Origin of the sequence: Mucilaginibacter yixingensis (assembly GCF_041080815.1) — a bacterium.
Classification (GTDB): Bacteria; Bacteroidota; Bacteroidia; order Sphingobacteriales; family Sphingobacteriaceae; genus Mucilaginibacter; species Mucilaginibacter yixingensis.
In genome coordinates this window covers 380746-402515 of sequence record NZ_CP160205.1, presented here as the reverse complement: position 1 = coordinate 402515, position 21770 = coordinate 380746, and the positions used below count along the sequence as shown (strand labels likewise).

Annotated in this window: 23 protein-coding genes; 8 read left to right on the top strand and 15 right to left on the bottom strand. The window is 45.4% G+C overall.

What is annotated here, in order from left to right:
- Nucleotides 1–131: 131 nt before the first annotated feature.
- On the top strand, nucleotides 132–3041 hold the full coding sequence (gene gcvP, locus ABZR88_RS01785) for an aminomethyl-transferring glycine dehydrogenase (protein ID WP_107829103.1): 2910 nt from the start codon (nucleotides 132–134) through the stop codon (nucleotides 3039–3041).
- Between the two features lie 142 nt (nucleotides 3042–3183).
- Here gcvP and ABZR88_RS01780 read toward each other — a convergent pair whose 3' ends face one another.
- Together ABZR88_RS01780 and ABZR88_RS01775 are read right to left on the bottom strand one after the other, a co-directional pair.
- Complete coding sequence (locus ABZR88_RS01780; protein WP_107829104.1) at nucleotides 3184–3588, bottom strand: hypothetical protein; 405 nt, start codon at nucleotides 3586–3588, stop codon at nucleotides 3184–3186.
- 48 nt (nucleotides 3589–3636) lie between these two features.
- Nucleotides 3637–4098, bottom strand: coding sequence for a hypothetical protein (locus ABZR88_RS01775; protein WP_107829105.1), 462 nt, complete (start codon nucleotides 4096–4098; stop codon nucleotides 3637–3639).
- A 108-nt stretch (nucleotides 4099–4206) separates the two neighbouring features.
- Between ABZR88_RS01775 and ABZR88_RS01770 the strand changes: the two genes are divergently transcribed.
- A complete protein-coding gene (locus tag ABZR88_RS01770; protein ID WP_107829106.1) occupies nucleotides 4207–4566 on the top strand; it encodes a hypothetical protein in 360 nt (119 codons plus the stop codon).
- A 137-nt stretch (nucleotides 4567–4703) separates the two neighbouring features.
- Here ABZR88_RS01770 and ABZR88_RS01765 read toward each other — a convergent pair whose 3' ends face one another.
- On the bottom strand, nucleotides 4704–5300 hold the full coding sequence (locus tag ABZR88_RS01765; RefSeq protein WP_107829107.1) for a short chain dehydrogenase: 597 nt from the start codon (nucleotides 5298–5300) through the stop codon (nucleotides 4704–4706).
- 620 nt (nucleotides 5301–5920) lie between these two features.
- Nucleotides 5921–7810, bottom strand: a complete 1890-nt coding sequence (locus ABZR88_RS01760) for a M1 family metallopeptidase (protein WP_107829108.1) — start codon at nucleotides 7808–7810, stop codon at nucleotides 5921–5923.
- 130 nt (nucleotides 7811–7940) lie between these two features.
- On the opposite strand from ABZR88_RS01760, the gene ABZR88_RS01755 reads away from it, so the two are divergent.
- The 3 genes from ABZR88_RS01755 (at nucleotide 7941) to ABZR88_RS01745 (ending at nucleotide 10136) form a co-directional block, all read left to right on the top strand.
- Nucleotides 7941–8639 (top strand): DUF4397 domain-containing protein, encoded by a 699-nt coding sequence (locus ABZR88_RS01755; protein WP_107829109.1) that lies wholly within the window; start codon nucleotides 7941–7943, stop codon nucleotides 8637–8639.
- A complete protein-coding gene (locus ABZR88_RS01750; protein WP_107829110.1) occupies nucleotides 8636–9358 on the top strand; it encodes a DUF4397 domain-containing protein in 723 nt (240 codons plus the stop codon). Before ABZR88_RS01755 ends, ABZR88_RS01750 begins: the two co-directional genes overlap by 4 nt.
- Before the next feature lie 139 nt (nucleotides 9359–9497).
- Nucleotides 9498–10136, top strand: a complete 639-nt coding sequence (locus ABZR88_RS01745; protein ID WP_107829111.1) for a DedA family protein — start codon at nucleotides 9498–9500, stop codon at nucleotides 10134–10136.
- Nucleotides 10137–10147: 11 nt separating this feature from the next.
- Here the strand turns inward: ABZR88_RS01745 and ABZR88_RS01740 are convergent, their stop codons facing one another.
- Genes ABZR88_RS01740 through ABZR88_RS01730 form a run of 3 tightly spaced genes read right to left on the bottom strand, consistent with a single transcriptional unit; the run spans nucleotide 10148 to nucleotide 12018 of the window.
- Complete coding sequence (locus ABZR88_RS01740) at nucleotides 10148–10585, bottom strand: hypothetical protein (RefSeq protein ID WP_107829112.1); 438 nt, start codon at nucleotides 10583–10585, stop codon at nucleotides 10148–10150.
- A 55-nt stretch (nucleotides 10586–10640) separates the two neighbouring features.
- Complete coding sequence (locus ABZR88_RS01735) at nucleotides 10641–11051, bottom strand: hypothetical protein (protein WP_107829113.1); 411 nt, start codon at nucleotides 11049–11051, stop codon at nucleotides 10641–10643.
- Between the two features lie 10 nt (nucleotides 11052–11061).
- Nucleotides 11062–12018, bottom strand: coding sequence for a zinc dependent phospholipase C family protein (locus tag ABZR88_RS01730; protein ID WP_107829114.1), 957 nt, complete (start codon nucleotides 12016–12018; stop codon nucleotides 11062–11064).
- A 203-nt stretch (nucleotides 12019–12221) separates the two neighbouring features.
- Here ABZR88_RS01730 and ABZR88_RS01725 point away from each other — a divergent pair, with 203 nt between their 5' ends.
- From ABZR88_RS01725 to radC, 3 genes are all read left to right on the top strand, one after another.
- A complete protein-coding gene (locus ABZR88_RS01725) occupies nucleotides 12222–12926 on the top strand; it encodes a DUF4397 domain-containing protein (RefSeq protein WP_107829115.1) in 705 nt (234 codons plus the stop codon).
- A gap of 98 nt (nucleotides 12927–13024) precedes the next feature.
- Nucleotides 13025–13279, top strand: coding sequence for a 30S ribosomal protein S20 (rpsT, locus tag ABZR88_RS01720; protein WP_107829116.1), 255 nt, complete (start codon nucleotides 13025–13027; stop codon nucleotides 13277–13279).
- Between the two features lie 240 nt (nucleotides 13280–13519).
- Nucleotides 13520–14218 (top strand): DNA repair protein RadC, encoded by a 699-nt coding sequence (gene radC / locus ABZR88_RS01715; protein WP_107829117.1) that lies wholly within the window; start codon nucleotides 13520–13522, stop codon nucleotides 14216–14218.
- A 236-nt stretch (nucleotides 14219–14454) separates the two neighbouring features.
- Here the strand turns inward: radC and ABZR88_RS01710 are convergent, their stop codons facing one another.
- From ABZR88_RS01710 to ABZR88_RS01675, 8 genes are all read right to left on the bottom strand, one after another.
- The gene (locus ABZR88_RS01710) at nucleotides 14455–14931 is read right to left on the bottom strand and encodes a hypothetical protein (protein ID WP_146166554.1); all 477 of its coding nucleotides are present in this window, start codon (nucleotides 14929–14931) and stop codon (nucleotides 14455–14457) included.
- 15 nt (nucleotides 14932–14946) lie between these two features.
- The gene (locus tag ABZR88_RS01705; RefSeq protein WP_146166555.1) at nucleotides 14947–15810 is read right to left on the bottom strand and encodes a hypothetical protein; all 864 of its coding nucleotides are present in this window, start codon (nucleotides 15808–15810) and stop codon (nucleotides 14947–14949) included.
- Between the two features lie 49 nt (nucleotides 15811–15859).
- On the bottom strand, nucleotides 15860–16414 hold the full coding sequence (locus ABZR88_RS01700; protein ID WP_107829120.1) for an RNA polymerase sigma factor: 555 nt from the start codon (nucleotides 16412–16414) through the stop codon (nucleotides 15860–15862).
- Nucleotides 16415–16726: 312 nt separating this feature from the next.
- The gene (locus ABZR88_RS01695; protein ID WP_107829121.1) at nucleotides 16727–17686 is read right to left on the bottom strand and encodes a transketolase family protein; all 960 of its coding nucleotides are present in this window, start codon (nucleotides 17684–17686) and stop codon (nucleotides 16727–16729) included.
- Between the two features lie 91 nt (nucleotides 17687–17777).
- Nucleotides 17778–18623 (bottom strand): transketolase, encoded by an 846-nt coding sequence (locus ABZR88_RS01690; protein ID WP_107829401.1) that lies wholly within the window; start codon nucleotides 18621–18623, stop codon nucleotides 17778–17780.
- 46 nt (nucleotides 18624–18669) lie between these two features.
- On the bottom strand, nucleotides 18670–19131 hold the full coding sequence (gene bcp / locus ABZR88_RS01685; protein WP_107829122.1) for a thioredoxin-dependent thiol peroxidase: 462 nt from the start codon (nucleotides 19129–19131) through the stop codon (nucleotides 18670–18672).
- The gene (locus ABZR88_RS01680; protein ID WP_107829123.1) at nucleotides 19131–20843 is read right to left on the bottom strand and encodes a M23 family metallopeptidase; all 1713 of its coding nucleotides are present in this window, start codon (nucleotides 20841–20843) and stop codon (nucleotides 19131–19133) included. The genes bcp and ABZR88_RS01680 overlap by 1 nt, the downstream gene beginning before the upstream one ends.
- A gap of 244 nt (nucleotides 20844–21087) precedes the next feature.
- Nucleotides 21088–21699, bottom strand: coding sequence for a fumarylacetoacetate hydrolase family protein (locus tag ABZR88_RS01675; protein ID WP_107829124.1), 612 nt, complete (start codon nucleotides 21697–21699; stop codon nucleotides 21088–21090).
- Nucleotides 21700–21770: the final 71 nt, after the last annotated feature.

Sequence of the window (21770 nt, the reverse complement as noted above, 5' to 3'; positions counted from 1 at the left end):
ATCAGGTCGAGGTTTCAGCCAACCAAGTTAATAAATTTACACGTTAATATATTGTAACCTTTTGTTTCCCGATTGTTAGTGCAATGTTAAAAGCGTACCTTTGCGCCATTAAAAAAGGGACAGCTTAATACATGACTTTAAACACAGCTTACCAGGAGAAATTCCAGTCGCGGCACATTGCCCCCAGCCAGGCCGACACGGCAAAAATGCTGCAAACTGTAGGAGTAAAATCCCTCGATGAACTCATCGATCAGACCATTCCGCAACGCATCCGCTTAAAAAACCCGCTTAATTTACCAACCGCCAAAAGCGAGTTTGATTACCTGAATACACTGAAGCAAACCGCTTCTAAAAACAAGGTTTTCAAATCATTTATTGGCCAGGGTTATTATGATGTGATTGTACCAGGCGTTATTCAGCGTAACATTCTGGAAAATCCGGGATGGTATACCCAGTACACACCTTACCAGGCCGAAATTGCCCAGGGCCGTTTGCAGGCGCTGCTCAACTTCCAGACCATGGTGGTTGATCTGACCGGGATGGAAATTGCCAATGCATCGCTGCTTGACGAAGGTACCGCCGCCGCCGAGGCCATGTTTATGCAGTATACCCTGCGTAAAAACCAGCAGGCCGATACCTTCTTTGTATCTGAAGAGCTGTTCCCGCAAACTATTGACATTCTTAAAACCCGCTCTGAGCCTTACGGCATCAAGCTGCAAATTGGTGACCACCGCACGGTTGAACTGACCGACAGCATGTTTGGCGCCATTGTGCAGTACCCGGCAGGCAAAGGCGAGGCTTATAACTATACTGATTTTGCCACCGCCGCACACCAGCAAAACATCAAACTGACCGTAGTGGCCGATTTGATGAGCCTGGTACTGCTTACCCCTCCGGGTGAGTGGGGCGCAGATATTGTGGTGGGTACCTCGCAGCGCTTCGGCGTACCGATGGGCTTTGGTGGTCCGCATGCGGCCTTCTTTACTACTAAGGAAGAGTACAAGCGCTCAATGCCGGGCCGCATTATTGGCGTAACTATTGACAGCGCCGGCGACTATGCCCTGCGTATGGCTCTCCAAACCCGCGAGCAGCACATCCGCAGAGATAAGGCAACTTCTAACATTTGTACCGCGCAGGCGCTGCTGGCTATAATGGCTGGTATGTATGCCGCTTACCACGGTCCGCAGGGTTTGAAGCTGATTGCTGAGCGTATACATGGCTTAGCAGTTCTGTTAACCCAATCATTAGAGCAGTTGGATTACAAGCAACTGAACCAGGCTTACTTTGATACAGTTAAATTCGATCTGGGCAATCTGGCAGCTCCGCTGCACGGCGTAGCTATTAATGAGGAATGTAATTTCCACTATAACGGCAGCGAAGTAACTATCAGCATTGATGAAACTACCCGCCTGGAAGATATTAAAACCATTGTTCGTGTATTTGCCAAAGTAAAGGGCAAAACGTTGAGCGATGTTGACTTTAGCGGTCTGCAGGCTAATGTAACCACGATTATCCCGGCTGAGTTACAGCGTCAATCTGCCTACTTAACCCACCCGGTATTCAACACGCATCACTCTGAGCATGAGATGCTGCGTTATATCAAATCGCTGGAAACGAAAGATCTTTCGCTGTGCCACAGCATGATCGCCCTGGGTTCTTGCACTATGAAGCTGAATGCCACCACCGAGATGGTACCGGTTACCTGGCCCGAGTTTAGCAAACTGCACCCATTTGCACCAACCGACCAAACCGGCGGCTACATGCAACTATTTGACGAACTGAACAACTGGTTGAGCGAAATTACCGGCTTTGCCGCTATGAGCCTGCAGCCAAATGCCGGCGCACAAGGCGAGTATGCCGGGTTGATGGTAATCCGCGCGTATCATAATGATCGTGGTGATCATCACCGTAACATCGCTTTGATCCCGTCATCAGCACACGGCACCAACCCTGCTTCGGCAGCTATGGCCGGCATGAAGATCATCGTGGTAAAATGCGATGAGAACGGCAACATTGACGTAGCCGATCTGAAAGCCAAAGCCGAAGAACACAAAGACGATCTTTCTTGCCTGATGGTAACCTACCCATCTACCCATGGGGTATTTGAGGAAAGCATCATTGAGGTTTGCGATATTATTCACCAGAATGGTGGCCAGGTTTATATGGATGGCGCCAACATGAACGCACAGGTGGGCTTAACCAGTCCGGCCAATATTGGTGCCGATGTTTGCCACCTTAACCTGCACAAAACCTTCTGTATCCCGCATGGTGGCGGTGGCCCTGGCATGGGCCCTATTGGTGTGGCTAAACACCTGGTGCCTTACCTGCCAGGCCATGCCGTGGTTGATATTGAGCAAGGTAAATCTATCCACGCGGTTTCGGCTGCGCCTTGGGGTTCGGCCTCTATCCTCATCATCTCTCATGCTTATATTGCCATGATGGGCGCCGAGGGTTTGACCGATGCTACCCGTTATGCTATTCTGAACGCCAACTATATCAAATCTCGCCTGGAACATCATTACCCGGTGCTGTACACCGGCTCGCATGGCCGTTGCGCGCATGAGATGATACTGGATTGCCGCTCATTCAAAAGCTTCGGCATTGAGGTAACAGATATTGCCAAGCGCCTGATGGACTATGGTTTCCACGCGCCAACCGTATCATTCCCGGTTGCAGGCACGGTAATGGTTGAGCCAACTGAAAGCGAACCTAAAAGCGAACTTGACCGTTTCTGCGATGCGATGATTGCCATCCGTCATGAAATTGACAATGTTGAAAAAGGCCTGTCAGACAAAACAGACAACCCGCTGAAAAATGCACCGCACACCGCTGCCGTTGTAACCGGCAACGAGTGGACGCACTCATATACCCGCCAAAAAGCAGCCTTCCCACTACCTTATGTAGCCGACTATAAGTTCTGGCCGTCAGTAGGCCGTGTAAACGACACCTATGGCGACAGAACCCTCATCTGCTCATGCCCGCCACTAAGCGATTATGAGTTTGAAGAAAGCGAAGTAAGCACACCTGAGTTTGGAACGTGAGTTTTGAGGTAAAAGGTTTTAAATAGAGAAGCCGGTCTTTTAGACCGGCTTTTTTTATTTTGTAGAGCCACATATTTGTGGCTCCCATCATAAATTCCACCATGCAATGCCGACTTGCAACCGGAGCCACAAATATGTGGCTCTACAGGTATTCCTCTAATTTTATCAGATTGAAGTCTTTATCACTAAACAGAACAGTCGATAAACCTTCTTTGTCATGTTGCAATAAGTAATCTTTAAAGTACCTAATTAAAACAAATAGCATATCTTCAGACCTGTACGATAAATCAATCATAAAGAAAGGCTGACTATTGTAAAAGCTTCTTATACAATCGGCATTTTCCTTTGGATAGTTCCATTTAAACTGGTATTCGGGATCTTCTAACTTAAAATGATAGAACAACCGTACTCTTTCATTATCTGTACTACAAAAAAAGGCTGTGTCCTGATCTTTAGATTGATAGCGCAAAGCCGGATAAGCATAGATAAATTTATCGAACCGAGCGATAACTTCTTGACTTGATGTGATGATAGTCGCAGTGTCCATAAAAACATTTTCTGACCTAAGCTCGAGCCGCTGAAACTAATAATTTAATTATTCTTGAAACTCACTAACGTAGTACACTCTACCATTCCTAAAACTCACCTGCAATACATCCTGATCAATATTGACCAACTCTGGAACAAATCCTAGATAATAGTACCAATCGTTATTGTCAATTTTGTTTTCATCCACTCCCAACAGTGCACTTACTTCGCTTTTGTTCTTACCAATAAGCATCTTACTGTCAATAATGTCCTTTGCAAGTTCGTAGCGTTTTTGTTTATCTCTAATCCATCTCTTTCTATCAAAATCTCGGTTAGGATAATAAGTTATGCAGAAGATCCATATACCAATTAAGGTCGCATAGAAAATTGGGGTTGAAATAACAGTAGAAATCCAGATAAAAAAACGCCTTTTGACTTTACTAGCTATCCTTTTACGGTAAAACCAATACCAGAAAAGAAAAACAGGAGTAGCTAAAACTAAAAGGATAACGGGAACCTCAGGACTCATATTCGGCTGTGATTATTGGTTTATTAAATGTACCTGCTTTAAATGGACAACACAACAGCTTAATTAAACGTTATCACCTACATTAAGTCATTTTCGCTATCTTAGAAAATGAGTTTCTTCAAAAACCTTTTCGCAAGCCAGGCAGATAGCGATCTAAAGAACGTCATCGCCATTATCAATGATAATTTTGAACTGATTGTTCAGGGCCATACCGATGAACGTTTTAACATCCTTTGGTTGGGCGATTATCAGGCTGATCCAAAAAATCTGGTATTTTGGATATGCGTACAAACCGATACCGAACGCGATTTTCTGAAAACCGATGCCGGCCTGAATAGCAAACTAAGAGGGCTCTTTGAAAAATACGACTATCCTGCCGAAGCCCGCGACGCGGTGTTAATTAACTTTGAATCGCAACAAACGGTTGACCGCGAGTCTGGCGGCGACTGGCATCAGCGTTTGAAATAGTAAAGGCCGGTTACCCGGCCTATTTGTTTATTCTACTTAAGGTCATCCCGAACTTGTTTCGGGACCCCACATGCTGATTCTCCTGATTACTTGTCCCTTGGGGTGCCGAAACAAGTTCGGCATGACGTATAGGGCAGCTAAAACACCTTGAACACCTGCCCTGTAGCCGCACCCAATACGCTTTTCAGGTAAGCCTGCGTAACACGATCCATCTTAACCGGAATATGGCCGGGAAAGTAAGGGAAATAACCAGGCGAGTCTTCTACCACACCCGGACTAACCGCATTAATACGTACGCCATTATCCAGCTCTATAGCTGCGCCACGCACAAAGCCATCCAGGGCAGCATTAACGGCACTCAAGCCTGCGGCATAAACAACAGGATCTTCTGACAAAATACCAGAGGTTAACGTAAATGAACCTTTAGGATTGATATAATGCTGCCCCTGCAGCACCAGGTTAACCTGTCCCATCAGTTTGCTATTAATACCCTTGCGAAAATCGGTATCGGTCATACTACCCAGCGGGCCAAAATGGCCATCGCCAGCGGTGCTGATCAAAGCATCAAAGCTGCCAATCTTTTCAAAAAACTGTTTAATGGCATCGGGCGAGGTAATGTCTAACTGTATATCGCCGCTTTTTGAGCCCACTTGTATAATCTCGTGATCTTTTTGCAAAGCAGCGGTAACGTACTTGCCAATGGTGCCAGTGGCGCCAACAATAATAATTTTCATATAGTGGATAAATGGTTGTTGATGATAAGTAAAGTTAAGTATGATGTTGAGATTTGCCTAGCACCCATTACCATTAGAAGATACAAAATCCAAAGCACGGGCGGGTTAAATACAGTATAACAAAGGTGTTATGTTGCGTAATAGAATCCCGACGGCGGGACTATGAAGGTGAAATGACATGATTAGCCGTTAACCAACAGCGTCGGGCTTCGGGTGAAAGCGGGCAGCACAGGAAGGGTTTGTGTGGTGGAAGAGGGCATTCAATTGCCGCCAGAAGCGTAGGGTTTGTGTGATGCGACAGCGGGGGCGGTAATTGCGGCCCTGTGGTGCTGACTGATTTGCCGCGCAAAGGCCTTGTGCGGCAAAGAAGCCATTACGCTGTTAAAGCCTTTTGGATACTTTTGGGCTCAAAAGTATCGAGCCCTCCGGCGGCGACTGAGCCGGACTGACGCTCAGCATCAGTACTAGCTCTAACCACAAAGCACAACCTGTCATGGGTAGTTTGTCGAAACACGCTTGTTGAGCAATTAGCCATCGCGCGCCCTTCTACGGGGCTCAGGATGACACCCTACCCTTTTTAGCACCCTGGGGAACCTTTTCTCCCGACCGTCTATACCCTCTCAACGCTTCATCACAAACGTGTTATTCTTAGGGTCCGAGTCGGGGATCAGCACATCGCCCAGTACAATGGTTTTAATCTTTTTTCCAGTGGTAAAATCTACCACATAGGTTTTGTTACCCTTCTCCCAGGCTGATATGTCTTTATGCACAATCTGTTTGCTGCCATCGGCCAAATTTAGCGTGAGATGGATGGGCAGTGGCTTGTTGCCTACCTGCTTAATGGTGGCTTTGTATTGATTACCGATGTGGGTTACCGAGCTGATGGCCATATCCGGCACGCCACGCTCAAAAAACCAGCGCTGCCAAAACCAGTTAAGGTTACGGCCCGAGCCTTCATTGATGCAATTAAAAAAATCAAACGGTCCGGGATGTTTGCCGTGCCACAGGGCAATATAATGATGCATAGCTTTGGTAAACAGCTCATCACCCAGCAGATCTTTTATATACAGGTAGCCCATAGCCGGTTTGGAGTAGGGATTGGTAAACTCTGCCGAGCCCCCCAGTTCTGTAGTAAGGGTAGTAATAGGCACATCATCCTCGTGCCCGGCAGACAGAGCATAATTGTCTATTCCATATTTATCGGTAACAGACGGATCAATCATCGCGGTAATCAGCCACTCGCCAATGGTGGCCCAGCCTTCATCCATCCAGCCGTATTTGGTTTCGTTAATACCCATGTAAAAAGGAAACATGGTATGAAAAATCTCGTGATCGGTCAGTTCAATATCATCGGCTACAATATCCAACGGGTTATCGTTTACCATCATGGGGTATTCCATCTGGTCGAGCCCATCAAACACGGTTTCATGCTCATACGGGAAGGGCCATTTAATAAACTGATAGCTCATAGCCGCTACCGTTTTACGGGCATAGCCAATCACGTTAAAAAAACTTTTGTGTTTAGGGTTGAAGGCTGCGTCAACGCGTGTACGTCTGCCGGTTTGGGGGTCAACCACCAGGCTTGATGCCTGCCAGATGTAGTGATTACTGGTAGCAAACACAAAATCAGTCACGCTATCGGCCTCAAACTTCCAGGTATGCTTATCGCCTTTAGTGGTAACGTCGCCCGCCTTCACATCGGCCTCGGTAATAATATTGGTTACACTATCCTGTTGGGCAGCCAGGGCTATACGGTCGGCAATTCTTTTATTCAGCACTTCGGTAGCGTTGGTAAGCGTACCGGTGGCCCATACCACATAATCAGCGGGCAGGGTAACCTCCGCGTTAAAATGACAGAAATCATTATAAAACTCCGCCGTGCCGGTGTATGGGATGGTGTTCCAGCCATCAATATCATCGTATACAGCCACACGCGGAAAGAAATAAGCAATGAAATACGATCCATCCTCAACCTGCCCGGTACGGTTGTGCGAGCCCTTGTTAAGATTGTACGCATAGCCAACCGACATATGCACTTTTTGATGCGGCAAAACCTGTTGATTTGGCACCGTCATGTTGGTACCGTCAATAGTCAGGGCATCATGGTTGTTTACATCAATATTTTTGCTGCCGATTTTGAGATGCGAGATCTGTACACCGTCTGTAAGATCTTCCGGATTAACGGGTTTATCGCGGGCGGCACCTTTTTTATAAATGTTGGGATACAGCTTAAATACTATTTGCTTCAGCGTATCCGGGCTGTTATTGACGTAATCAATTTCTACCGAGCCCCCAACGTTTCGGGTTTGCGGATCGAAGCTAACTTTGATATGATAATCGGCCGTGTTTTGCCAGTAATTTTTGCCGGGACGGCCATCATCGCTGCGGGTACCGTTGGTATAAGCCTGCTGTATGTTAACCGGTTTTACCAGTATGGTTTGAGCCTGTAGTAACTGGCAAAATAGCGTAAGCGCTGCTAGCCAAAGCGTTTTCCTTAAGTTTGAGATCATACCATAATAAGCGCTGAAAATAAAAGTACTTAGATAAACGGAATAATAGAAGTATTTTTGCGTTTATGCTTATCAGGCGTAGTAAACAAAAAAGCTATTTTGCGTTTTGATAAGCGGATATTAAATACAGATGCCCGGTTTTAAAAAATATACTCCCGTTTTGCTCATTATTGCGGCCATGGCTGCAGGTGCCTGCACCAAAGGCTCAGACGCGCCGCAGAAAACGCCAAAAATGGCCAGTCTGAACGTTGTTAACGCGGTAACTGACGTTAACGCCGTTAATTTTTATCTGAACGGTACCCGGCAAAACACCAACTCGGCTATATATCTGGGGGGCACATCGGGATATAACAATTTTCCCATCGGCACGCAGACCTATCAGTTTAAAGTTGATTCGCCGAGCAGAACGCTGCTAACTGAGGTAAAAATAACCTTACCTGATTCTGGCGCTGTTTACACCGCGGTACTTGCGGGGCAACGCAGTGCCAATAACCTTACAACCATTTTTACACAAGACAAGTTTGTGGCCGATACCGTGCTTAGAAGTCATATCCGGTTTATCCAGGCTTCACAGGGCACACAGGCTTATGATGTTTTTGTTGGCGATACTTTGGCGTTTAAAAACCAGACCTTTAAATCTGTAACCGATTTTATGCCTACGGGGCAGGGTAAAAAAACCGTCAAAGTGATGGCTGCAGGCACAAGTACCGTGCTTTATACTACTTCTGTAACCGTGTTGGCCGCCAGCTATTACACCTTATTTACTTACGGTCAACCTAATGTAACGGGTAAAGATGCTTTGGCCACTTCTATCATATTAAACAGATGATTGCTCCTAAAAAATACCGCATCAAAACGTTACCGGCTTTTATGCTGATTATTCTGGGCGTCATGGTGTTTTCTCTCATATCGGCCTGCAAAAGCACTACGCCGGTTACGCCATCAAACGGCATCATTACGCAGATCAACGTTGTTAATCTGAGCCCCGATATGGGTGGGCTATATCTTTGGTCTAACTTCCTGCAACAAAACGGCGTCTTTAAACCATATATCTATGGTAAGCCGTCGGGCTATGTAGCTGTTCTTAATACCAATGTGCCTTTTGAATTGAGAACGCGCGACAACGTGTCGTACTTTAACTACAACAAGGTGCTTGTTCTAAACAACCGCTATACCGTTTTTACTACAGGGTTAGTAGCCGACAAATCTCAAACTACAATCATGACCCTGGATAGTGACGCTGCGCCTACAATTGGCCGGGGCAAAGTGCGCTTTGTTAATGCATCGGCACGCTCTATCAATCTTGATTTAACGGCAAATGGCACCATCGCCTTTTCAAATCTGGCTTTTGCAAAGGTTAGCAAGTATGTAGAAATGCCCGCAGGCATTTATGATTTCAAGATCTTTACCACCGGCACCACCGATGCACTGGCAGATCTGTCCAGATTTACGGTTCAGGACGGCAAACTCTATACCATTTACTCGCAAGGTATATTGGGCAGAACAGACTCGGCCACCTTCGGGATGAACATTATTACCAACAGGTAGCATTAAGGATAAAGGTTAAAGGGTCTGCGCCTGTTACTTTTCACAGAACTGCCTTTTTCGGCCCCGAATATTACCTTTCTGCTTTTACCTTTTTCCTTTCGGCTCAAATTGCTATTTTCACGCCAAATTCAAAACAGCTTTGGAATTAATAAAACACCTGATAGATTTTATTCTGCATATTGATAAACACCTGGCAGAAATCATCAACCAATACCACACGCTTACTTACCTCATTCTTTTCGTCATCATTTTTGCCGAAACCGGTTTTGTGGTAACCCCATTTCTTCCCGGCGATTCGCTGCTGTTTGCCGCCGGTGCACTTATTGCTGCCGGTAACACCGGTTTAAGTATCTATCTGCTGGCATTGATACTCATTGTTGCAGCTGTAGTAGGCAACACCGTAAACTACATGCTGGGCAGCTTTTTAGGACCAAAAGTTTTTAAAGAGAACAACAAAATATTAAAGCTCGATTACTACCTGCAAACCAAAGCTTTTTTTGACAAGCATGGCGGCAAAGCAGTTATCCTGAGCCGTTTTATGCCTATCATCCGTACCATTGCGCCATTTGTAGCCGGTGTGGGTAAGATGCCATTTTTGCGTTATACCATTTATAACGTTATTGGCGGTGCATCATGGATCTTGATCTTCTTGTTTGCCGGTTACTGGTTGGGGACTATCCCATTCTTTAAAGACCACTTCTCGCTGATTGCACTGGCCATCATTCTGGTATCAGTTATTCCGGCGGTAGTAGCGGTGTTTAAGAGAAAGAAGGCATAATCCTGACTTTTCTAGCTCTTTGCCATCAGCTTACCGCGTTTATAGACATGATCTTTACGCCACGCGGGCTTTGTTCGCCAGTAACGCCATTGCTGTAAGCTAATGGGTTGAAAATCGGCATTCACCCAATCCAAATAGAAAATTTGCCTGGTCTGGGGATAATAATAGTAATTGTAGGTCGTGCGAAACATATCGAAATTTGATATGCCTACTTTAATCCAATAGTAAGGCTTTCCGGGTTCGGGTTCACCGGCTATATTCAGTGCTGGCTCTGATTTAGCCGACGTTATAAATAGCCGTTTCGTTTCGGGTAATTCGGCTATGGCAACTAGTGCTTTTTCTCTCTCCGTCATGTGCCCGCGCCTTTTGGGAAGCTTATAATAAAAATCCTGTGCCAATACCAGTACCGAAAGGTTAAGGAGTGTAACGAGCAGGACAAACCGTTTCATAACTACTTTTTTTCTGAGATTAATGCTTTCCTTTTTTAAAAGGAAGAAAGCGTAATTACTGCTTCTGAAGGATTAGTCTGCCGCGCTTATATGTATGGAGTTCATGAAAATTTGGACTATTACGCCACTTGCGCCATTGTGCTAACGTAATGGGGTTAAAATCTGCAAACACATCTACATAAAACACCTTATACGTTTTGGGTTCTACATAAAAATTTTCAAGGGTTGCAAACATGTCTACCTTGTTATTGCCCATTTTTATCCAATAAAAGTGAAAATCACTATCTGGTTTCTTGTACAACAGTAATGCGCCGTCTTTGTATTGCCTAACAAACTTCTTCACTTCAGGCAATTTGCCAACCATATCAAGCGCAATATCGCCTTTATTCTTATTAACCGACTTTTGCTGTGCCGATATCAGAAGACTAAGAAAACAAAAAACTAAGGTTGTAAAGGTTGACTTCATAATCTAATATCTAGTTCTTCACTAACACTTTCCCTTGCTTAAACAAAACCTCTTCTTTTACCAACTCCGCCTTTTGCTGCGCAGATGGCGGCCGCGCGATGAATTTATTCAAGTCAGGCTGCCCGGCATCAACCCAGGCCGAGTACCAAAAGCTGCCTACATTTAGTATAGCTAAACGCATGCGCCGGGCTACCATACCGTTCAGCATTTTATGATAAGCGGCGGCATAGGCTGCCGAGTAATCTTTCACCTTACGGTTACCGCGTTGCACTGTCTCATACTTTTTATCGCCTGGAAAAACTGCATTCAGTTTACGCTCAAACAACAACACCGAGTCCACACATTTATAAGATGAACGGCAGATGGCAAAGGCCTGTGCGAGCGGGTTATCAATGTATTTTGCCCTGCCAACATTATAACTATACCGGTTGCTGAACAACTCAGGCAGGCGGGTTTCCCATAGCGCATGGATGCCGGTTTGATTGGTTAGTTGCCCATCGTAATTTTGCGTGAGATGCAGCGGCACGCAAGCATCGGCAATGTAATGCCCCAGGTTGGCCGATGTTTTGAGGATGGCAGTGGTATCATGCTGTTTAAAAGCTTTTACCAGCCAGTAATAATGATATTGAATTACCCAGGGCACCGTGCCATATTTATCCAGCGTATCTACCGAGTATCTCTTCACCGCATCATACCAGTTTTGCGGCAAACGGCCAAACGGTGCTTTGCCGTAATGATCTGCATCCAGAAAATGGCGCGGCCCTTCCAGCGAGTCTACATAGCGTCGTTTATCCGGGTCAACAGCGTGCTCGTCAATAAAATCAATATTAGCCTGATAAAATACGGCCATGCCTTTAGGCAAAGTAAAAACCGCCAGCCGGTTAATGCGATGGTGCGCAAAAAAGCCCCAGGATGCACATGTGAGCAACAGAAAAACACATAAAACAATGCGATAAAGCGGTTTCATTTAAGTTTATGCAGATAATGCCAAAATACAGCTTTTTGCAGTATAAAACTGACAAAAACCCATGCTCCAAGCCCCCTCATTTTTACAAAACCATATTTTTTTTAAACTAAAGATTAACAAAAAACGTTATTGAGGAGATTTCCTGTCAAAACATCAACCGCAGGCTATCAAATAATTTATTATTATTTACCTACTATCTTCTTATGAAAAAACGTTTTAACACACTATCCCGCAGGGTATTTATTGGCTCATTATTTGGCGTGGCGGCAGCTGTATTGGTATCGTCGTGCAAGAAAGACAATGGCTATGAGTTTGACGGCGCTGTAACAGCCAAAGTACAATTGGTTAATGCCAACCCAGATGCCGGTCCAGCACAATTATTTATCCAGAACGTGTTACGTACGCCAAATACTGTAAGTTATGGCAACGTCTCTGGCTATAACGATAGTTACACCGGTCAGCAGGACTTCAGTATTCAAAGCCCTTCAGGCACCGTACTTGCGTCAGGTTCGGCACAGGTAGATGCAGCAAATTACTACTCTTTTATCCTGGCAGGCAGCAGCAGTAACACTTCGGTAATTACGGTTAAAGATGATCAAACCGCACCGTCCTCTGGCAACGCCAGAGTACGTTTTGTACAGGCATCGGCAGATGCGCCTGTTTCAAACGTAACCGCCAATGGCACAGGCCTGTTTACCGCACTGAACTATAAAGGCGTGAGCGCCTATGCAGAGGTTACTGCGGGCACTTACATCTTCAGACTGGTAAATGCATCAACCAGTACCGTACTGGCAACCGGTAGCTCTATTACACTGGCAGCAGGCAAAATTTACACCATTTACAGCAAAGGTTCTGTAAGTGGCAGTGGTTCAAGTGCGTTAAGCATTAGCGCCATTACGGTGAACTAATACAGGTTACTTAATTTTTTTTACATAAGTACTTGTGATTTAAATAATATCGCCATATATTTGCAGTCCGAAATTTAAATAAGAATATTAGCTAAGCAATGGCAAATCATAAATCATCGATCAAAAGAATCAGAGCTAACGCTGCGAAGCGTCTGCGTAACAGGTATCAGGCTAAAACCACCAGAAATGCTATCAAAAAATTAAGAGGCACTACTGACAAAACTGCGGCTACGCCTTTATTGGCTAAAGTGATATCTATGCTGGATCGTTTAGCTAAGAAGAATGTTATTCACAAAAACAAAGCTTCTAACAATAAATCAAAACTGACCAAATACGTAAACGGCCTGAAATAAGCTGTTTTACAAACGCGATATAAAAAAGGGATGGTATGCAAATACCGTCCCTTTTTTATTGTCTTGAACCTGGATTATTGGGATTTTTAAGATTGACAGGATACTTGTTCGAACTCAAATTTCAGGAATTACAGAATTTAAATATAGTGGTGTATTCGATAGATTCCTGAATTCTGTAAATTCGGATTCAGATAAATATCCTGAACATCACTAAAATCCTAAAAATCCAAGTTCAAGACTATGGAACCTTATGACAATAAGATCAGCATTAAAGCCTGGGCCGAGGAAGATCGCCCACGTGAGAAACTGGGCGCCCAGGGACGCCGGGCATTAAGCGACGCCGAGCTGATTGCCATACTGATAGGCTCTGGCAGCCGGGATGAAAGTGCGGTGGAACTGAGCAAGCGCATTCTGCATCATTACGATAATGACCTGAACCGGTTAGGTCGTGCGTCTATCGCCGAATTATCCAAATTTAAAGGCATCGGCGAAGCCAAAGCCATCTCCATCATAGCTGCCTTAGAACTGGGCCGTCGTCGCGGCGAGGCCGACAGTAAGCCCCCTGAAACTATCGATAGCAGTAAACTGGCATGGCAGGTATTACGCCGCCACCTGGTTGATCTGAATCATGAGGAATTCTGGCTGTTATTACTGAGCCGGTCATGCAAACTGATCTCTAAAGAACTGATCAGCAAAGGAGGCCTGTCGGGCACCATTGCCGATCCTAAGATCATTTTTAGCATTGCGCTACAGCATCAGGCATCCAACATCATCCTGGCGCATAATCATCCTTCTAACAACAAAAAGCCAAGTCATGAGGATATTAACCTCACCAAACGTTTAATACAAGCGGGAAATATTCTGGATATTAAGGTAATGGACCATTTGATTATTACCGATGACGGGTATTATAGCATGCGGGACGAGGGGGATTTTTGAGGAAACTTCTAAGGAATGAAAGCCGAAGGCAGAGATAAGGCATAATTCAACACGTCATTGCGAGGGACGAAGCAATCTCTGCAAATGCAAAGCAAATCTAAATATCCGAATGTCCTGTACAGAGATTGCTTCGTCCCTCGCAATGACGTATTGAACAAAAGCAAATAGGCACCCAATGGGTGCCTATTTGCTTTTTAAAATTTCAATATTTATTCTTCAATCTCTAATCTCCACCCTTACTCCGGCCCGTGACCCTCTTTCAATCTGCGGAGTAGTTCAAATTTAAAATCGCGTTCGCTTTTAAATACTTGCGCGGCTTTGTCGGGTGGTAGCACGTTGCAAAACTCGTGGTAATATTTCTTCTGAGCGGCGGTAATCCTTTGCTGATAAGTAAGCTCACGGTCAAACTGATCTTCGCCGCCGGGCTGCACGTTGGTGTTATTTTGGCGGCGCAGTATCAGTATCTCGTCCAGCTCGGCCTGGTAAGCATCATACATAGGCCAAAAACGTGCGCTTTGCTCGGGCGTTAAATTCAGTTGGCGCGCAATGTAGTTCTTCTTGATCTGATCAAAGCGCTTGGCTACATTGGGGCGCATTACACGCGCCTCATTGCGCTGCCTGAATGCGGCCTGCCCACCCCGCTGTGCGCGGACGGCCAATGAGACACAAAGCAACAACAATAAAACAGAAATATTTTTGATTAGTCTGGTCATTACAATTTTACCCTATCAATGCGTACTTAAGTATTCTTTCAAATCGTCAGCACTTGCATTATCTGTATTGATCTGGTCGGCTTCATCCATTACACCGCGGGTATCGGCCGCGTCCATGTGCAACTGCAGGTAATCAATAATATCCTCGTCAGATACATTAGACAAGGCCTTATGGATATAAGAACGCTTGTGCACCGCCTCTGGACTTTCATATCTATTAATTAACCAGGTTGTACCCACTGCCAGCACCAAACAGGCAGCTGTAGCATATTTAAACCCCCCCGAATTAACCAGCCTGCGCACTACGCCGCGGCGTTGAGCGGGTTGCTGCTGCTTCGGGGCTGGATTTAGCTGCACTACCGGGGCATCTTCTGCCGCACCGCTTGTTTTAGCCAAAATAGCGTCCTGCAATTTACTGAAATACTGATCAGGCACAGTAAAACCTTCACCCTCTTCCAAAGCCTCCTCAACAGCAATACGGGCGCTAATCTGCGCCTGCATGTTGTCAAAATATTCATCTGGCACGGTAAAGCCTTCCGATTTCCCCTCCATCACCTCTTCTATGGCAATACGTGCGCTTAACTGGGCCTCCATGCCCTCAAAATAATTTTCGGGCACAGTGAAGCTATTAGTAGCCTTATCCAGGGCTTCCTCTATATTTATGCGGCTTTGCAGGTTGCTCTCCAATTCACTGAAATAATTTTCAGGAACAGCGAAACCAGCCTCTCTATTTAAACCTTCCAGAAAAACAGAAGACATGGTGCGCTGCTGTAATTCGTCAAAATAACCTGGAGGTACAGTAAACGGGTTACTTTCCTTTACTTGCTTTAGTGACGGAAATTCATTCAGCCATTCCCTATTGTCCATTTCTCTTTCCATATTCGGTATAGATGAAATTTAAATGAAAAGGTTTAATTACTTTTTTAAATTAATCATTACCCAGCAAATGTGCCTCAATTTTTTTCACCGCCAGGTGGAACGATGCCTTCAGCGCTCCCACACTGGTACCCAACACGCCTGAGATCTCTTCATACTTCATATCATCAAAATACTTCATGTTGAATACCAGGCGTTGTTTTTCGGGCAGGGTAAGCAGCGCCTGCTGTAATTTCAGCTGAGCCTTATCGCCATTAAAGTAAGTTGAATCAGCCAATGACTCAGCCAGTTCATACGATACCTCATCCAGCGGGATGTTATTTTTCTGCTTCTTTTTATTTAAGAAAGTAATACACTCGTTAGTGGCGATGCGGTACATCCAGGTATATAACTGGGCATCGCTGCGAAAACCGGGCAGGCTTTTCCATATCTTCACAAATACGTCCTGCGTTACATCATCGGCATCATCATGATCTATTACCATGCGCCTGATGTGCCAGTATATTTTTTGCTGGTATTTCTTGAGCAGCTGGTTAAAAGCCTCGTTCCGTGTACGCTCGTTCTGGAACTTGCTTAAAATCTCTGCATCATCAACCTGTTGAGACATAGGGCGAATTTAATTAATGTGCAAAGTTAACAGTTTTGAGGCAATGGTGTTTGTCCTGAATCGGGATTTATAGGATTTAAAGAGATTGCTTAAGGTATTGTTATAATGAGATGCTCAAGAAACATCGTTTCACTCACTTGGGCGTTCCCTTCGGGCCGGGCTATCCGCTCATACTGCACAGGCCTTAGCCTCCGGGCCGGTATCCGCTCCTATCCCTAACGCTTTTCGCTACGGCGGCCAGAGGCCGCCGTAGCAACAACAAAAAAGCCGCACAGTATTCCTGTGCGGCTTTTATATCTAAAGCTATTTTGCTTACGCTTTTTTACGAGCAATAACCTTTTTAACAGCGGCAACAATGGCAGCGGCGTTCAGGCCGTATTTATCCATCAATTGCTCTGGGGTACCGCTCTCGCCGAAGCTGTCATCAACAGCTACAAACTCTTGCGGGGTTGGGTTATTAGTAGCCAGTACGTGGGCAACGCTATCGCCCAAACCACCTAAGCGGTTGTGCTCTTCAGCGGTTACTACGCAACCGGTTTTTGCTACTGATTTCAGGATAGCTTCTTCATCCAATGGTTTAATGGTGTGGATGTTGATAATCTCGGCATCAATACCTTCCTGCTCCAGAATCTCGCCTGCTTTGATGGCTTCCCATACCAGGTGACCGGTAGCAATGATTGATACATCTTTACCTTCGTTTACCATCCAAGCTTTACCGATCTCAAATTTCTGATCTGCATCTGTAAAGATTGGCACTACCGGACGACCGAAACGCAGGTAAACCGGACCTTCGTATTCAGCGATAGCGATGGTAGCAGCTTTAGTCTGGTTGTAATCGCACGGGTTGATTACGGTCATACCTGGCAGCATTTTCATCAAGCCGATATCTTCAAGGATCTGGTGAGTTGCACCGTCTTCGCCCAGCGTTAAACCTGCGTGTGAAGCACAGATTTTTACGTTTTTGTCTGAGTAAGCGATAGACTGACGGATCTGGTCATAAACACGACCGGTTGAGAAGTTGGCAAAAGTACCAGTGAAAGGAATTTTATCGCCGATGGTTAAACCAGCAGCAATACCCATCATGTTAGCTTCTGCAATACCGGTTTGGAAAAAACGCTCCGGAAATTCTTTAATAAAGTCGCCCATTTTAAGTGAACCGATCAGGTCGGCACACAAGGCAACCACTTTATCGTTCTTGCGACCAGCCTCTACCAGGCCAGCGCCAAAGCCAGAACGTGTATCTTTTTTATCTGTGAATGTGTATTTCTTCATTTTGTGAATGGTGAGTGGTGAGTTGTGAGTAGTTGTTGAACTGATGAATTATGAAACACTCACAACTCACCATTCACTACTCACTACCAAATTAATAATCGCCTAAGGTTTCCTCTAATTGTGCCAGTGCAGCAGCCAGTTGCTCATCGTTTGGAGCAACACCGTGCCATTTGTGGCTACCCATCATAAAGTCTACACCGTAACCCATACCGGTAGTCATCAGGATAACAATTGGTTTGCCCTGACCGGTGCGGCCTTTGGCGTCGTTCAGTACCTTAACCACGTCTTCCATATCGTTACCGTTCATGGTCATTACGTCCCAACCAAATGCGGTCCATTTAGCGGCAAGATCAATCAAGCTCATAATCTTGTCGGTCGGGCCGTCAATTTGCTGGCCGTTCACGTCAACAGTAGCAATCAGGTTGTCTACTTTATGGTGAGGGGCAAACATGGCAGCTTCCCAAATCTGGCCTTCCTGCAGCTCGCCGTCACCGTGCAAGGTAAATACGGTCTTGTTATCGCCATTCAGTTTTTTAGCAAGCGCGGCACCAATACCTACCGACAAGCCCTGGCCCAGTGAGCCTGAGGCAATACGTACACCTGGCAGCTTCTCATGCGTGGTTGGGTGACCCTGCACACGTGAATTCAGCTTACGGAAAGTAGCCAGCTCTGATTTATCAAAATAACCGGCATGTGCCAGCACGCTGTAGAACACCGGTGAGATGTGACCGTTTGACAGGAAGAACAAGTCTTCGCCAACGCCGTCCATGCTAAACTGCGGATTGTGTTCCATTACTGAAAAATACAGGGCCGTTAAAAAGTCTGTACAGCCCAAAGAGCCACCTGGGTGACCTGATTGGCAGCCATGCACCATGCGTACGATATCACGACGCACCTGTGAGGCCACTTGTTTTAGTTCCGGGATTGTTTTAGTCATTGCAATCGATTGTTCTGCGAACATAAGCACTATTTTTTAAAATATATCAAGCTAACAGATCTAATACCTGTTGCGAAGAGTTCTTGGTGTCAACTTTATTGATGATATGGCTGATGGTGCCCTGGGCATCAATAATAAAAGTGGTACGGATGGTACCCATGTAAACTTTACCGAAGTTGTTTTTTTCGCCCCAAACACCGTAAGCATTTACAATCTCCTGGCTGTCATCAGCAATCAGGGTAAATGGCAGGCTGTATTTGGTTACAAATTTTTTGTGCGAGTGCTCGTCATCAGTGCTCACGCCAATCACTTCAAAGCCTTTAGCTGCTAATGATTGGTAATTGTCCCTAAAATCGCAAGCCTCGGCAGTGCAGCCAGGGGTATCATCCTTTGGATAAAAATAAAGAATAACGGTTTTTCCTTTAAAATCGGCTAATGAAACTTCTTTGCCGTTCTGGTCTTTTGCGGTAAAAGCGGGAGCTTTATCGCCTTCTTTTAATGTTGCCATTATCTGTAAAATTCAGCGGTATAAGTTGTACTATTGTCCTTATAATCAGTAACGGTCAGCTCAAAGGTGTGCTTACCGGTACCAATTTCCGGGCCAAATGTATAACTTAAAATCTTACTTTTATAATCTCGCTCCATTAAAACCCATTTATTGTCAATTTTACAGTTAAAATCCCTGCATCCCGACATATTATCACTCATTTTCAAGAAAATAGCCTTAACTTTTAAAAGATTTGCACCATTGTGGATATTTATAGGCGTAATTACCGGCGGAACGGTATCAATTCGCACCTCATAATTGCCAAAACGGGTTATTTTTCCTTTCACCCACCCATCTTCGTACTTACTTTCGCACGCACCAGACGCCGTGTTGAGCACTAAGGCCTTATTTGCGTATTTGGAAAGATCAATATCCGGCTTTATCCAAACTTCAACAGAATCATGTATCGGTGTCAAATTATCATGAATATGATGTACGGCCGAGTAGGCTCCCGGGCGTTTGGCTGACACGCTGTACCGAAAATCAAGGTCGTCATACAAATTACCCGGATCAACAATCACTTTTACGTTATTGGCATTAAACTCATTGCGGGTGTTGTATTTAAACAAAGTACCTTGTGGATGAAAAACAGGGCGATCTTTAGGAATTGATGATTTTACCTTGATGGCCACGCGTGAGGTATTACCGGCTACATCGCGCACTACAAATTCTACGTTGTGCTCGGCATCGTCATTAAAATCCACCAGTCCGCGGTTGATGGATTGCGGATAGAGCGTAATGGCCGCTCCCGGCAGGATAAAACACTTCTGCGTAAAACCGTTGGTACGGATAAAGTTGGGATAATCTATATAAGCATTGATGGCATGCGTTTGATCAAACGCGAAACGCTCGGCAGCGAAGGTGTACACCGTTTTACCATCAACATTTAGCTGAATGGAGAAAACACCGTTGTGGCTTGGCGATGCGCTGTTCATATCTACACAACTGATGCCGAAACCTATTTGTCCGCTTAAGTCAAATGTTTGTGGCTTGAGTAAATGGTAATTTCCGGCTGTGCCAGCTACGCCATAGGTTTGACGCAAAGTACTCTCGCTAAACGGACGACCATTTAAATGATAAACGCTGATGCTGCTGATAGTAGGAGGAACGTGATCCGGAATAGTCAAGCCGAATAGTTGGGCGTTGATGGTTTCCTGCGTTTTGGTATCGCGGATCTCAAAATGCAGGTGTGGACCGGCAGAGCCGCCGGTATTGCCCGACCAGGCGAAAACCTGATTCTTGGTAACCGGCACCTGGAAAGGGGCCAAATTAAAATCGACCACGTAGCTGTGCTGTGCATATTGCTGTTGACGGATCAAAGTCAGCAACTCAGGCGCGACATGATCCAGGTGACCGTAAACCGTGGTAAACCCATTAGGGTGCGTAATATAAACCGCATTACCAAACCCGCCGAACTGCACTCGCAAACGCGATACCCAGCCATCAGCCGGGGCATGTACCGGGTAGCCAATACGCTGATTAGTGCGAAAATCTAGCCCCGAATGAAAATGATTGGCCCGCAACTCGCCAAAAGAGCCAGCGGTGCTGGGCGGCAAATCAAGCGGGTAACGGAAATACCCTTGCGGATATACCTGGGAACGGACTTCGTCCTGCGCGTGGGCAGGTTTAATAACGACAAATAAGAGGCAAAGAAATAGGAGATGTTTTAACATATGAGATAATACGTTTTAACAACGGTAAAATTGATGTGATGTTTTGTGGCAAATACGCTAAACGATGAAAGAAACTGTCGTCCCGAACTTGTTTCGGGATCCCAAATGCTAAGTTAAACGACAAACCCTACCCTTGAGCACATGTCCTGTGGGGTGCCGAAACAAGTTCGGCATGACCTGTAGTTATCTCTTCCTCGAAAATTCGCCTTATTTACTTCCTCCTCTTCGGGGAGGCCGGGGGGGGTTACTTCACCCAGAAATCCAGCATCAGACTATCATTCAGGTAACCTTGCAAATGATCGCCAATTTTCACTCTGCCTACACCAGGAGGCGTGCCGGTAAAAATGAGATCGCCTTTTTTCAGGGTGATGTAGCGTGATACAAAAGCAATCAACTGCTCAAAGCTGAACAATAAGTCTTCGGTGCTGCCTTCCTGACGCACTTCACCGTTAATCTCCAGTTTGAGGTTGAGGTTATACAGATCTTCAAAATCTGCCTTCGGTACAAAATTGCTTACCGGCGCCGAGCCGTCAAATGCTTTAGCCAACTCCCAGGGCAAACCTTTTTCTTTATGACGAGCCTGTATATCGCGAGCGGTAAAATCTATACCCAAACCAATTTCGTCATAATAGTTTGCCGCAAACTTCTCGTCGATGTGCTTGCCTTCTTTGCAAACTTTCAGCACCAACTCAATCTCGTGGTGTACATCCTCCGAGAAATCGGGATGATAAAAGGGCTTGTTCTCTTTCAGTAAAGCGGTATCGGGCTTCATAAAGATCACCGGCACGGTAGGTACCGGGTTATTCAGCTCTTTTGCATGTTCGGCGTAGTTACGACCGATAGCGATTATTTTCATAACGAACTAAAATTTAACGAATTTCCAGGATTTTCAGGATATCTCCGATCTGTAATTCAGGACAAGAAAAG

Coding starts and splice junctions, on each gene's coding strand:
- gcvP (WP_107829103.1), top strand. CDS start 132: ATGACTTTAAACACAGCTTACCAGGAGAAATTCCAGTCGCGGCACATT.
- ABZR88_RS01780 (WP_107829104.1), bottom strand. CDS start 3,588: ATGGACACTGCGACTATCATCACATCAAGTCAAGAAGTTATCGCTCGG.
- ABZR88_RS01775 (WP_107829105.1), bottom strand. CDS start 4,098: ATGAGTCCTGAGGTTCCCGTTATCCTTTTAGTTTTAGCTACTCCTGTT.
- ABZR88_RS01770 (WP_107829106.1), top strand. CDS start 4,207: ATGAGTTTCTTCAAAAACCTTTTCGCAAGCCAGGCAGATAGCGATCTA.
- ABZR88_RS01765 (WP_107829107.1), bottom strand. CDS start 5,300: ATGAAAATTATTATTGTTGGCGCCACTGGCACCATTGGCAAGTACGTT.
- ABZR88_RS01760 (WP_107829108.1), bottom strand. CDS start 7,810: ATGATCTCAAACTTAAGGAAAACGCTTTGGCTAGCAGCGCTTACGCTA.
- ABZR88_RS01755 (WP_107829109.1), top strand. CDS start 7,941: ATGCCCGGTTTTAAAAAATATACTCCCGTTTTGCTCATTATTGCGGCC.
- ABZR88_RS01750 (WP_107829110.1), top strand. CDS start 8,636: ATGATTGCTCCTAAAAAATACCGCATCAAAACGTTACCGGCTTTTATG.
- ABZR88_RS01740 (WP_107829112.1), bottom strand. CDS start 10,585: ATGAAACGGTTTGTCCTGCTCGTTACACTCCTTAACCTTTCGGTACTG.
- ABZR88_RS01735 (WP_107829113.1), bottom strand. CDS start 11,051: ATGAAGTCAACCTTTACAACCTTAGTTTTTTGTTTTCTTAGTCTTCTG.
- ABZR88_RS01730 (WP_107829114.1), bottom strand. CDS start 12,018: ATGAAACCGCTTTATCGCATTGTTTTATGTGTTTTTCTGTTGCTCACA.
- ABZR88_RS01725 (WP_107829115.1), top strand. CDS start 12,222: ATGAAAAAACGTTTTAACACACTATCCCGCAGGGTATTTATTGGCTCA.
- rpsT (WP_107829116.1), top strand. CDS start 13,025: ATGGCAAATCATAAATCATCGATCAAAAGAATCAGAGCTAACGCTGCG.
- radC (WP_107829117.1), top strand. CDS start 13,520: ATGGAACCTTATGACAATAAGATCAGCATTAAAGCCTGGGCCGAGGAA.
- ABZR88_RS01710 (WP_146166554.1), bottom strand. CDS start 14,931: ATGACCAGACTAATCAAAAATATTTCTGTTTTATTGTTGTTGCTTTGT.
- ABZR88_RS01705 (WP_146166555.1), bottom strand. CDS start 15,810: ATGGAAAGAGAAATGGACAATAGGGAATGGCTGAATGAATTTCCGTCA.
- ABZR88_RS01700 (WP_107829120.1), bottom strand. CDS start 16,414: ATGTCTCAACAGGTTGATGATGCAGAGATTTTAAGCAAGTTCCAGAAC.
- ABZR88_RS01695 (WP_107829121.1), bottom strand. CDS start 17,686: ATGAAGAAATACACATTCACAGATAAAAAAGATACACGTTCTGGCTTT.
- ABZR88_RS01690 (WP_107829401.1), bottom strand. CDS start 18,623: ATGACTAAAACAATCCCGGAACTAAAACAAGTGGCCTCACAGGTGCGT.
- bcp (WP_107829122.1), bottom strand. CDS start 19,131: ATGGCAACATTAAAAGAAGGCGATAAAGCTCCCGCTTTTACCGCAAAA.
- ABZR88_RS01680 (WP_107829123.1), bottom strand. CDS start 20,843: ATGTTAAAACATCTCCTATTTCTTTGCCTCTTATTTGTCGTTATTAAA.
- ABZR88_RS01675 (WP_107829124.1), bottom strand. CDS start 21,699: ATGAAAATAATCGCTATCGGTCGTAACTACGCCGAACATGCAAAAGAG.